General features: G+C 39.6%; 8 protein-coding genes. 2 read left to right on the top strand and 6 right to left on the bottom strand.

The features are described from left to right. Positions 1 to 1,577: 1,577 nt before the first annotated feature. The 5 genes from HNW13_RS14880 to HNW13_RS14900 form a co-directional block, all read right to left on the bottom strand. Positions 1,578 to 3,359, bottom strand: coding sequence for a M1 family metallopeptidase (locus HNW13_RS14880; RefSeq protein ID WP_192116294.1), 1,782 nt, complete (start codon positions 3,357 to 3,359; stop codon positions 1,578 to 1,580). A 559-nt stretch (positions 3,360 to 3,918) separates the two neighbouring features. Next, entirely contained in the window at positions 3,919 to 4,890 is a 972-nt protein-coding gene (locus HNW13_RS14885) for a phosphate ABC transporter substrate-binding protein PstS family protein (RefSeq protein WP_101086502.1), read from the bottom strand. 474 nt (positions 4,891 to 5,364) lie between these two features. Then, positions 5,365 to 6,660 carry a phosphate regulon sensor histidine kinase PhoR gene (gene phoR, locus HNW13_RS14890; protein ID WP_162023578.1) on the bottom strand — a complete coding sequence of 432 codons (1,296 nt, stop codon included), beginning with the start codon at positions 6,658 to 6,660 and terminating at the stop codon, positions 5,365 to 5,367. A gap of 176 nt (positions 6,661 to 6,836) precedes the next feature. Next, the gene (gene phoB, locus HNW13_RS14895; protein WP_011638217.1) at positions 6,837 to 7,526 is read right to left on the bottom strand and encodes a phosphate regulon transcriptional regulator PhoB; all 690 of its coding nucleotides are present in this window, start codon (positions 7,524 to 7,526) and stop codon (positions 6,837 to 6,839) included. Between the two features lie 196 nt (positions 7,527 to 7,722). Next, positions 7,723 to 8,667, bottom strand: coding sequence for a porin (locus tag HNW13_RS14900; RefSeq protein WP_101086500.1), 945 nt, complete (start codon positions 8,665 to 8,667; stop codon positions 7,723 to 7,725). A gap of 325 nt (positions 8,668 to 8,992) precedes the next feature. Between HNW13_RS14900 and rdgC the strand changes: the two genes are divergently transcribed. After that, entirely contained in the window at positions 8,993 to 9,904 is a 912-nt protein-coding gene (gene rdgC, locus HNW13_RS14905; RefSeq protein WP_192116293.1) for a recombination-associated protein RdgC, read from the top strand. Between the two features lie 17 nt (positions 9,905 to 9,921). Next, positions 9,922 to 10,479: a glutathione S-transferase family protein gene (locus HNW13_RS14910; protein ID WP_162023579.1), complete on the top strand. Its 558-nt coding sequence runs from the start codon at positions 9,922 to 9,924 to the stop codon at positions 10,477 to 10,479. Positions 10,480 to 10,893: 414 nt separating this feature from the next. Here HNW13_RS14910 and HNW13_RS14915 read toward each other — a convergent pair whose 3' ends face one another. Beyond that, positions 10,894 to 12,720 carry a PDZ domain-containing protein gene (locus HNW13_RS14915; RefSeq protein ID WP_192116292.1) on the bottom strand — a complete coding sequence of 609 codons (1,827 nt, stop codon included), beginning with the start codon at positions 12,718 to 12,720 and terminating at the stop codon, positions 10,894 to 10,896. Between the last annotated feature and the right edge of the window lie 255 nt (positions 12,721 to 12,975).

Raw genomic sequence — 12,975 nt, forward strand, 5'->3', positions numbered from 1 at the left:
CGGTTCATTTAAATGCCATTTTTAGCTCTTAAAAACCTAATAAATCCTTCGAAAAACCAGCTAAGAAAACAAAAAACCTTGCTCTCATAAAATAAATGTAAAAAAATTATTTTTATTGTGAACTTTCCTAATTACGCTCGGTCTTATTTATTGTACGAAGAAGATGTAGTTTGAAGTAAGTGCAGCATAATGAGTTAACCTCCTCTCCCGGAGTTAATTGATGACACTGCTTAGTGATTTATCCTACTTACCTTAAGCTTCAGTTAGGATTGAGTTACTGCTACACCGTTTTAATGTTTATTGTTCATCATCCCTATTTGGGGAGTATTAACACGCTAGCGCACCGTTAATCACGACCCACAAAGAACGACTTAGGCAACCAAATTGGTTGCCCTTTTTTTAGGTTTATTTTGTGCTTTACATAAATAAAACCCAAATGCCTCACCATCGATATTTGCCACGGTCATATGCGTAACCCATCACTTACCTGAATTCACCTCAGAATCAGAATAAACAACTGATTAAAAAGAATTTATAAAAAAAATCAAGTTTAGGTTAATTCTAATACTATTTTTAATTAAAAAAACGAAACCTTTTCCAGGGAAAATCGACCATATAGATCAAAAAAAATTACTCTCACAAAATAAATTAAAAAAATTCATTTTCTTTGTGAACTTTCCTGATATCACCCGGTCTTATTTATTGTACGAACAAGTATGTAATGATTAAAATGTAGTTTGAAGTAAGTGCAGTATGATGAGTTAGCCTTCTCCCCCGGAGTTAATTGATGACACTGCTTAGTGATTTATCCTGCTTACCTCAAACTTCAGTTAAGATTGAGTTACTGCTACACCGTTTAATGTTTATTGTTCATCATCATCCCTATTTGGGGAGTATTAACACGCTAGCGCACCGTTAATCACGACCCACAAAGAACGACTTAGGCAACCAAATTGGTTGCCCTTTTTTTAGGTTTATTTTGTGCTTTACATAAATAAAACCCAAATGCCTCACCATCGATATTTGCCGCGGTCATATGCGTAACCCATTACTTACTTGAGTTCACCTCAGAATAAAAAACTTAAGTGCCTAATTACGATAGCTTTAATAATCTATATTATCGAATTCAGGTTAACTCTAACGCTATTTTTAATTAAAAAAACGTATCCTTTCCCCAAAAATATCGACCAAAGGGTTCAAAAAAATTACTCTCACAAAATAAATTAAAAAAATTCATTTTCTTTGTGAACTTTCCTGATATCACCCGGTCTTATTTATTGTACGAACAAGTATGTAATGGTTAAAATGTAGTTTGAAGTAAGTGCAGTATGATGAGTTAGCCTTCTCCCCCGGAGTTAATTGATGACACTGCTTAGTGATTTATCCTACTTACCTCAAACTTCAGTTAAGATTGAGTTACTGCTACACCGTTTTAATGTTCATCATCATCCCCATTGGGAAGTATTAACACGCTAGCGCACCGTTAATGACAACCCGGAAAGAGTTATTTTGGCAGCCAATATGGCTGCCATTTTTTTTTGTCTTTTTTTGATGTAAAAGGTCATAACATTTTCTTGTTAAAAATTGAGTAAATTATCTAACTGAATTTGCAATGAAGGATGATAACCAGCACGAGCTTTTTTATAAATTTCAGCTAATTCTTGTTGATAGCCTGCTATTTGTAATTCAACAAACAAAGGTCTAACAAATTTACCTCTGCCGATACGGCATAAATAATCACTTAATGCTGGTAATACAGGATCATAGTGATTACGGATGGCAACGCGATACCAATCACACGCTATTTCGGCATTGGGACTGTTTGTTAATGTAAAAGTATCATCTAAATCTAATAACGTGGCTTGGCTTACCATTAACGGTAATTGAGTCAGAAAATACTGCCAGTGATGAACTCGCCACTCACTCACCAACAACTCACTTGCCAAAGCGCCTTTGACAATAGCTTCCACAGCAAAGTCAACTTTATCCAAGCTGCTTGATGTAGGGCCTTTAAACCATAGTGGTAATCCTTGCCCGTATACCCATTCATTGAGTTCTGGCAGGGTTAATTTATCGTGATGTTCCACCAGCAATGTCTGTTTTACATAATCAATGAATGTTTCGGTAGTAATCGCGCGAAACGAAAAATGCTCAACATACTGGGATAGAAAGCTATCGAATGCAGGCCGGCCTAATCGGCTTTCAAGTTCATGAACAAACATCGATGCTTTATCGTAGGTAAACCGATTAAATGCCAGATTAGGATCTTGGTCTTGGACATTGGCGGGTAGAGTTTGGTTGACTAAGGGAGTAGATTCCATTTCCTCTTGCAAACGTCCGTACTCGATAACCCATTCGAGTTCTGCCTGCTCTTTACCATAAATAGCTTCAACAATACGATTGGTAAAGTAAGTGGTAAATCCTTCGTTAAGCCATAAATCTCGCCAAGTCGCATTACTGACTAAATTACCTGTCCATGAATGGGCTAATTCATGAGCAACCGTGGACACAAGACTTTTATCCCCAGCAATTAGCGTGGGAGTCATAAATGCCAGCATAGGATTTTCCATACCACCAAAAGGGAAACTCGGTGGCAAAACAATCATGTCATAACGCCCCCAAGCATAAGGCCCTAGTATGGACTCTGCCATTAAGATCATTGATTCAGTATCTTCAAATTCTTTAACTGCAGCAGCAAGCATACCGGGTTCAGTATAAATACCACTTCGAGGCCCAGTGGCTTGGAAGCTTAACTCTCCAACAGCAATGGCTAATAAATGTGTTGGAATGGGTTTGCTCATGCAAAACTCAAACACACCATTATCTGGCAATTCAGGGTTATTTTCAGCACTCATTACCACGCGTAAACCTTGCGGAGCGGTAACTGTCGCATTAAAGGTTATGCGTGCTTTTGGGGTATCTTGTAAAGGTATCCAGCTACGAGCATTAATGGGTTGCGATTGGCTGAACAGGTAAGGCAATTGTTTGCCTAAGGTTTGTTCCGGAGTAAGCCATTGAAGCCCCTGGGCAGTTGTTGATGTACGATAATGGATGACCACCTCAGTTAATCGTTCACCCACATCAATAACCAGCTTTTGACCCAATATGGCATTCACATCACTCACATAATATGACAACACATTAGCGTCGCTGTCGGTGATACCTTCTATGATCAAGTCTCGGCAATCTAGCACTAATGAAAGTGCAGCCATTTTTCGGGTAAACTGCAACCGGGCAACGCCATTGAGTTGCTGCAAGTCAAAATTAACCACAATATTAAGTTCAAGATGATGCACGCATAAAGCATCAGTATTGGCACTTGAATGGTAATCGTGTTGTTCGTTCCATTTTGCAGTCACAAAATATCCTTACAAAGGCAATAAAACATGAAATCTAGCAAAGATAATAGCATTAGCATCACCAAAAATATGCTGTAAAAAGCCGCATTAATACCGAGTCACTCAGAGTAACCACGCTTGTCAATTCAAGGCATATAGATTTATTAAGCAGCAAAGTTAGCTCTACACTTCCAACTTTCGTTTTATGCTGCTTTGAACTTAATGGAGACTATCGATCAATACCTTCACATTTAATGTCTACCGCTACATTGATATCTGGATTTTCTACTCAAATTTATTTTAAATAAAAATAAGTACTTTTTTGCATTCAAGGGAACTAACTGAAAAATGACTAGTCTGAATATATGAACCGAATTTGCATTACTTTATTAACAGCTAGTAGCGTTTTTTTGTTCATCATCATTCTCCTATTTGATAGTAGTAACAATCTATCGACAGTATTGCCCTTAGCAATAGCAGCAACCTCTTAGTTAGGTTGCTTTTTTTTATCTTTTTTTCAACGAAAAAAAACAAAAAAGGCCTCAAAGAGGCCTTTTTAAGTTTACGGAAAGTTCGCTAATTAAAGCTTGATACCTACTTTCTCTAAATCTTTAGTAATTACAGATGTTGGTAATGGAACATAACCATCTTTCTCAACAATTTGTTGACCTTGCTTAGACAATACGAAGCGTAAGAATTCACGATCCATTGGCGTTAGGTCTTTGTTAGGATGCTTGTTCACATAAACATATAAGTAACGTGAAAGTGGGTAAGTACCGTCGGCAGCATTCGCAGCTGTGGCTTCGATAAACTTATCACCCTTCTTAGAGATAGCGACCGCTTTTACACCAGCAGTTTTATAACCAATACCTGAATAACCAATGGCATTCAATGACTGTGATACAGACTGAACAACTGAAGCAGAACCTGGTTGCTCATTTACGTTTGGACGGAAATCGCCTTTACATAACGCTTTTTCTTTAAAGTAACCATATGTACCAGACACTGAGTTACGACCGTAAAGCTGAACATCTTTTGCAGCCCAGTTACCATCTAAACCGGCATCACCCCAACGGTTAATTTCTTTACCGCCACACTTATGTGTAGAAGAAAAAATCGCATCAATTTGTTCAATGCTTAAGCCTGTTATAGGGTTATCTTTGTGTACGAATACAGCTAACGCATCGATTGCAACACGAACTGCCGTTGGCTGGTAGCCATAATGCTTTTCAAACGCTTCAACTTCATTAGGCTTCATCTTGCGGCTCATTGGGCCGAACTGAGAAGTTCCTTCAGTTAACGCTGGTGGCGCAGTAGAAGAACCTGCCGCTTGAATTTGGATATTAACGTTAGGGTAAATATGTTTGAACTCTTCAGCCCATAACGTCATCATATTTGCTAATGTATCAGAACCAACAGAAGACAAGTTACCAGAAACACCACTTGTTTTTTCGTATATTGGTAAAGTAGGGTCAATAGCAGCCATTGATGCTGCTGAGAATACGCCAGCGGCTGTAAGAGTAATCGCGCCGACAAGTTTGTTCAGTTTCATTTTAATGCTCCAGAATTAAGCGTACTAAGTTTTTAAAACGTAGTCAGTATCGACCTCATTGATGACAAGTCTATGACATTGACATGACAGTTATGTGACACCAGCAGTAAATCTGTCTCATTTGACAAAACAAAATAAAAGACAATTAATATCAATAACTTAACAAATGTAGGTGATAATAAATTATTTAGTACAATAGATAAATACCCACTAAACACATTACAAACAAGATAATTACGGCTTAAAATTATAGCAATAACGCTACATTATGACATTCATCATACCGGTTTAATTGAAGCAATTTATGCAATGCCAGCGATTGATTCAACACCATCTCTCTAAGACTAATTAGATTAGCACTCCTCAGCGGTTTTGAACTGATTAGCTCATTATTATTAGCCATTTGAACTGAGGAGCAGCAATAAAAAAACAGCACGTATGCTGTTTTTTAAGGATTGAAAATCTAGAGGCTAGCTATTGTCGAACTAACAAGTGCGCTGGAATAACAAAGCTGAAGATACTGCCTTTACCATACTCACTTATCACCTTAAGCTCACTGTGATGATGGTTTAAAGCATGTTTTACAATCGCTAGCCCCAAACCACTGCCGCCAGTTTTACTTGAACGGGCATTATCTACTCGATAAAAGCGTTCAGTTAAGCGGTTAATATGTTGTGGAGCGATACCCACTCCGGTATCGGTCACCGAAAACAACGCTCCGGTTGCAACACTTTTCCAATTAACCGAAATCGTTCCACCAGGAGTGGTGTAACGTATTGCATTTGAAATCAAGTTGGAACAAGCACTGCGTAATTGCAATTCATTACCATGGGTATTCAAACCGGGTTCGCAATTAAACACTAATGTATAGTCGGTGCCAGCAAGAGCTTTGGCTTCTTCTTTAAGAATTTCCATCATCAATGACATATTGACCGTTTGCGATAAATCAATATCAACCGCGTCTTCAATGCGCGACAGTGCCAATAACTGTTCAACCATCGACTGCATCCGAGTCGTCTGTTGCTGCATCAATGATAGTGGTTTGTGATTAGGAGAGTCTGCATCTTCCATGGTTTGCATAATTTCTAAATACCCCTGTAATACTGTCAATGGGGTCTTAAGTTCATGGGAAACGTTTGCCACAAAATCTTTGCGCATACCTTCTAACTGATGAATTCGGGTGACATCTCGAGCGATTAACAGCAATTGTCGATCACCATAGCTCATTACTCGAATTTCAAGTAAACGCTTATCGGACACGGGAGAAGGGATTTCTAATGGTTCTTTGTATTGTGCTTTCTTTATATAAGTCGAAAAATCAGGATGGCGAATAAGGTTATCAATTCTCTGACCATTATCCTGAGGCCAAACAAACCCTAAGATTAACTGAGCGAGCTTGTTACACCATAAAATATTATGTTCGGCATCAAGCACTACAGCCGCATCAGGCAAGGCCTCAGCGCCTTGACGAAAACGGGCTAACAACGTAGCTAACTGACCCACTCTTCGTCGATTCTTGCCCTGCAGACGATATATTCCATTGAACACGCCCTCCCAACTTCCCCGCCCTTGTGGAGGCGTAAGCTTTTTATCTTTCCATAACCAGAAGTTTAAACGAGTAATTTGACGATAATGCCACACAAGTAATGCAATCGAGCCTAATAGCATAACGATAACAACTTGATTGAATAAAGCGCCGATAAGCATGAATAAAACAAGCAATATAGCTAACCGGAAAAATAAACGATATCCAGAGTACGAGATAAACATAGGCTACCTAAATACGAAAATAACGCCGCCAACACATTCAGTGCCGTTACTGATTATTAGGGCTAACGAGGAACCACAAGATAGCCTAAATCGACTATTATGGCTAGACAGCGAAAAAAACAGTTTTTAAAAAGCTCTGCCTAGCATGGCAGAACTTTTCGAGCAGCCAATACGAATTACATTCTGGTTGAAAATCGATAACCAGCACCACGAACAGTTTGGATCAATTTATCATGTCCACCCTCTTCTACGGCTTTTCGTAAACGTCTGATGTGCACATCGACAGTTCGATCTTCAACATACACATTGGTGCCCCAAACGTTATCAAGTAACTGCTCTCGACTGTAGACTCGCTCAGGATGGGTCATAAAGAAATGCAATAAGCGAAACTCTGTCGGTCCCATATCGAGCACGGCGTCACCAACGGTCACTCTATGACTCACAGGGTCGAGTTGTAATCCTTGCACATCAATAGTTTCTTCTAAGCGCGTTGGTGCGCTTCTGCGCAAAACAGCTTTAATTCGTGCGACGAGCTCTTTAGGTGAAAAAGGTTTAGTTATATAGTCATCAGCGCCCACTTCAAGGCCCTTCACTTTATCTTCCTCTTCTCCACGAGCTGTCAGCATAATAATCGGGATCTGACGCGTAAATTCATCTTGCTTTAAACGTTTAGCTAATTGGATGCCACTACCACCAGGGAACATCCAATCCAATAAAATTAAGTCAGGGTATGGCTCTTTAAGCAACTCAATTGCTGAATCAAAATCTTCAGCTGCAGCTGTCGTAAAACCATGTTGATCCATCACAAATGTCAGCATCTCACGGATTGCTGATTCATCTTCTACTATTAATATCCTAGCTGTCATATTGGGTTTCTACGTTAATTTGCCACGAGACTATTATTGGACACTTTTGTTACAGATTTATGATCTAACAGCTGATTCTGGCATTAAATACGCCTTTCTGTCATAAAAAATTCATTGCTGTTAATGCAATGTAACAAAAAAAGGGCCTAAGCCCTTTTTAATTGATTGAAGATTTAACCATCACATGATGACTGGTTTAGAACTTATGTTCGATACCAATACCAACATAGCTATCATCTTGGTCATTTGAATCAAACGAGTTGGCTGTGTAGAAAGCAAATAGTTTAGTTGGTTTACCTAGTTTGTAGTCAGCACCTACAGACCATGAATCGCCTTTGTTTTCCATGTCGACATACTGAGCTTTTAGTGTCACATCATTGATGTCATAAGCTGTACTTAATAAGAAACCGTTATCTGTTACACCGCTATCTATTGCTTCTTGTTGCTGGTACATACCACCAATAACTAAGCCAGCAACTTTACCTTGAACCGTTGCACGTGCAGTGTCATAACCTTTTACTTTTGAATCATAAGCAATCGCTGCATATATTGGTGTACTTTTAAGACCTGCATCACCGTACATTACAGCCATGCTCACACCATCTTCACCAGTTGTATTGTCACCAACAACTTGGTCTGAATCGCCAGATGCAACATACGTAACACCCGCTTGAAAATCACCAAACATAGGTGTGTAGTATGTCGCAGTTTGCGCCATACGGTTTTCACCTTTGAACATGTTTTTTACGTCACCAGATAAATCGTTAAACTGGTCAACTTTACCTTGAGATACTTTAAGGATAGTGTCGTTACGACCTACAGAAACGGCACCAAAGTTACCTTTTAAACCAACAAATTGGTTACGAGCTAAAAAGTTTTCTTTGTCATCATCACCGGTATTAACTTCGTATTCGATGGTATAGAAAGCTTCTAATGATTTGCTTAACTCAAACTCACCGGTTACACCAAAACGTGATGCATTACTTTGAATAGTTGTTTCAGTTTCATCATTAACATCATTAGACTGTGCTGTAACATTTAATTTTCCATAAACTTGTAAAGGATCTGCCGCATAAGCACTTGATACTAAAGAGGCTGCCATTGCAGAGGCTAATAGAGTTTTACAAAAAACATTCATCATTTCATCCTTTCGACGCATATTTCGTCATGGTTATTCTGGGTTAGTTGTATCGGAACGAGCAGAATTTTGCCTTGCGAATGTTTCAGAAATATTGCAATGCTTGATTAAAAATGAATATTTGCCATACCGAACCACATTATTGCGCAGTAGATCTAGCTACAGCAGTGGTTTCAAGGAAGTTTGGGGGAATGTGACAATTTGATGAATTCTAACCCTAGTGACGACAGCGGTCGTATTATTAGTGTTTTTTTGTAGGTTTACCGCTTTGCATCTATCCCGTAAACTGCAGTAACTTATTTTTCCTGTTAATTAATGAGAGCCTTCTATGTGGTTTAAAAATCTCACCCTGTACCGTTTCAAAAAACCTTTTACGACAGATACCGAAACATTAGAAAATGCCTTAGCTGATTTCACTTTCTCTCCTTGTTCAAGCCAAGACATAAGCAAGTTTGGTTTTTCTAATGCCCTAGGCAAAAAAGGCCAGGCATTAGTCCATAGTGCCGAAAATCGCTATCTAATTTGCGTCACGAAAGAAGAAAAAATTCTCCCAGGCCAAGTAATCAAAGAAGCCTTAGATGAAAAAGTGGCAGAGATTGAAGAGTTAGAGAATCGGAAAGTCACTAAAAAAGAAAAAGACACCATTAAAGACGAAATCACCACAACATTATTGCCTCGTGCATTTTCTCGACGTAGCCAAACTCATGCACTCATCATGCCTGAGCTAGAAATGATTTTAGTTGATAGTTCTAGTGCGACTAAAGCGGAAGAGTTGTTGGCACTGCTTCGTAAAGCGATAGGTAGCTTACCGGTTATCCCGCTAAGTTATGCCACACCAATCGAATCAACATTAACGCAATGGTTGCAAGCGGGTGAAGCACCGGCGCCATTTGAAATGCAAGATGAAGCCGAGCTTAAGTCAGACTCTGATGAAGGCGGTATCGTTCGCTTTAAACAACAAGTGCTTCAAGAAGATGAAGTGCTTGCCCATATTGCGACAGGTAAGCAAGTGCACAAATTGGCATTGCATTTTGGTCAGTCGATTGCTTTTTTAATGCAGTCTGATGCCAGTATTAAACGACTTAAGTTTTCTGAAGAGTTTAGAGCAGGTAGTGATGACGTTGGTACCGAAGATCCATTAGCACGTTTAGACGCTGACTTTGCCTTGATGGGCAGTGAATTAGTGGCTTTCGTCAACGCGGTAAATCAAGCATTTGGTCCTTTAGAGCAAAGCGTTTAATACCATAAGGGTATCCCATGAAACTTTACGGTAGCTTTACGTCTCCCTTTGTTCGGCATTGCCGAATAGCCTTATTGGAATCAACATTAGATTATCAATTTATTGAAACAGATCAGGCTAGCAGCGCAACGCTATCCCCTACAAAACGGGTTCCTTTTTTACACGATGGAGAGTTATCGTTAACGGATTCAAGCGCTATATTGCGCTACATCCGTCATAAGTCATCAAAAACGTACCTTGATACCGTGGTAGAACTTGATCAGTTTTGCATGATCAACACTGCTCTAGACAGTTCAATTAACTTGTTTTTCTTGTCTCGTGATGGCGTTGATATTGAACGTTTTGATTACACAATCAGACAAGCACAACGCATTAACGCAACACTAGCTGAATTTGAAAAATTCGAACTACCGCTATACGGACCGTTTAATGATGTGCAATTGCGTTTAGGTTGTTATTTAAGTTGGGCGGTTTTCCGCCAACGGATTGATATCGAAGATTATCCAAAACTGAAAATATTTTTAGCCACAATAGAAAAAGAGCCATTTTTTATCGAAACAGCTCCTCCGGCGTAACCATCATACAAAAATGCCCTGTTCTCAGGGCATTTTATTTATCATAACGGCTCGCATCTCAATACTGAATGACATATTCAACCAAGCCACTTCAACATGCTCGTTTCAAAGCCCCGTAGGATAACTGAACAAGGCAGTGATTGAAGAGAATTAATATCACTATTCTTAGAGCGCTGGGCTGCTAGGACGCTACGCGGCTAGATTCTATAAAAGCAGACAGCACAGCGAAGCTGTCACAACCGCTTAAGGTAGCAAGCGGTGACGAGCGAAAGGGCGATAACAAGCCAAGAGCTTAGGCGCGAGACCGCTTTATCCGTGAGCGCAGCGTTCGCTTGTTATCGTTTCTGAAGCGTCACTTCTCCACATGCTGGATCCTGCATTTCAAGGTCGTCTTGGGATATGCAAATCAACATTTTAGTCAGTAGTATGAATCCACTCACCCTTGTCATCAAACGGCCATTCAACCCCCAACCATGCTTTATAAAACGCTTTCTGCGCATCAGTTACCTTATCTACGGATGCAATTGATAAGTCACCTTTAGGTTGTTCAGTCAGGAGTAAACTCACTTCCTTTAACCGCTCATCCCTGAATATACTCAGTTTAATCGTATCGCCGACATTAAAATCATTAAGACGTTTAGTTAAACCATCCGCGGTAACCTTTAAACCATTAACAGCAACAATTTCATCTCCGGCAGCAACACCAGCATTCCAAGCGGGGCCATTTTTTAGCACACTCGCAATAATTAAATCGTTATATAAGCCAGACAACATCATTCCGGCATCTACTTCTGTTTTTGGAGATTGACCATAAGTCGTGATCAAACCAGCATGTGCCAACAAGTCATCAAAAGATAAACTAAACGGTTGGTTTACATATTCAGCCCACCACGACTGGTAATCTTTACCAGAAAGATTTTTTAAAATAGATTGCACGTCCGCGACGTTATAACTTAATGGAATTTTATATTGTTGATAAAGCGCTTTATGGACATCTCTATATGAATGAGCAAGTTGCGTATCGCTTAACAAACTAAAATCAAGTGCCATTGAAGCCAAGTAACCTTCAGAGTAAATATTCACACTGTGATTAACCGCATAATCGCCCCAAGTGCTACTCCACTGGCCTAAACTGGCTTCTGCGACAGATTGGACTTCACGACCTGGGTTATGTTGATTAAGCACAATACGTTGACTTAAATCGTCAAAGAACTCTTTGGCGGTTATCACTCCAGCGCGTAACAATAACTGATTTTGGAAATAACTGGTGGAGCCTTCAGCCATCCACAGTAAATCGGTCATATTTTCCGACTGATAATCATACGGAACCAGCCCTTGAGGTCGGTAAGCTTTAACATTCCACGTATGAATAAACTCGTGCGAGGCGGTACTGATAAAGCGTAAATAATCTTCGCGTTCACGAAAATTAAATCGTGGTAATTGGATAATAGTAGAATTGAGATGCTCTGTTGCACCACGAGCACCACTGGTTGCATGCACCATGTACACATATCGTTTAAATGGATAATCAGGCCAAATAGCCGATGCCTGACCACTGATTTTGGTGAGATCTGCTACAATTTTTTGAGTATCGTAATTACCTTCGCCCCAAAATACCACGTCGTAATCACGACCGTCAGCCTCAAAGCTGACATGTTGGTTTATGCCTGTTTCTATCGGTGAATCAACTAACACATCATAATTGGCCGCTTTAAATGAATGTGATGTGCTGCCTTTATCCATGCCAGAGTAACTTTTCCAACCTTCAGGAACTTCCATGTTGACCGTAACGGGTTGCTGACGAAATGCAGGGCTATACATAAATACACCACTGGCATCTAAAAAAGCATGGCTACTATCAATGTGACGTAAACGATCACCAAGCTCATTGGCATGTAATTGATATGTCACCTTCACCGATGTAGGTTTGGTTAAGGCGATTTGCCATTCGCCACTGGCAGTGCGTTTCCAAGGTAATGATTGTCCTTTACTGTCGGTCGCATTAAACAACCTTACGCCATCTGCAACGGGTAATACTTGATAACGACCTGTTCGCCATACCGGTAAATTGACCGTTAATACATCCGAATTGGTTTGAGGGAATGACACACTCACTTGGGCTAAATGGTGTGTGGGTTGGTTAATATCGATATGGTAATCGACATCTGCAAGTGCAGGCATTGCCCAACTCATCGAAAAAATAGCACTGCTGGTTAAAATTGCAAGAGAAGTAGGTTTCACTCTAGGTTCCTTCTGGTATGATTCTATTGTTTTTATTTTAAATTCCGAACAATTATAACGATCTAGACTCATTAACACAGTGGCAATTTGCAATTTAGTGGAAAACACCCGGTGAGAACATCTGACCCAGGTAAATTTATTTATTCATTCCACGTAAAAATGAAGTCCACGTTAACTAACACTATAAAAGGTATCTCTTACTATGCTGCGATGTTTTCCTCTGGTCATATTATGTTCGATACTATTAAGTTCAGT

The organism is Shewanella sp. BF02_Schw (genome assembly GCF_014596695.2).
GTDB lineage: Bacteria > Pseudomonadota > Gammaproteobacteria > Enterobacterales > Shewanellaceae > Shewanella.

Coding starts and splice junctions, on each gene's coding strand:
- HNW13_RS14885 (WP_101086502.1), bottom strand. CDS start 4,890: ATGAAACTGAACAAACTTGTCGGCGCGATTACTCTTACAGCCGCTGGC.
- phoR (WP_162023578.1), bottom strand. CDS start 6,660: ATGTTTATCTCGTACTCTGGATATCGTTTATTTTTCCGGTTAGCTATA.
- phoB (WP_011638217.1), bottom strand. CDS start 7,526: ATGACAGCTAGGATATTAATAGTAGAAGATGAATCAGCAATCCGTGAG.
- HNW13_RS14900 (WP_101086500.1), bottom strand. CDS start 8,667: ATGATGAATGTTTTTTGTAAAACTCTATTAGCCTCTGCAATGGCAGCC.
- rdgC (WP_192116293.1), top strand. CDS start 8,993: ATGTGGTTTAAAAATCTCACCCTGTACCGTTTCAAAAAACCTTTTACG.
- HNW13_RS14910 (WP_162023579.1), top strand. CDS start 9,922: ATGAAACTTTACGGTAGCTTTACGTCTCCCTTTGTTCGGCATTGCCGA.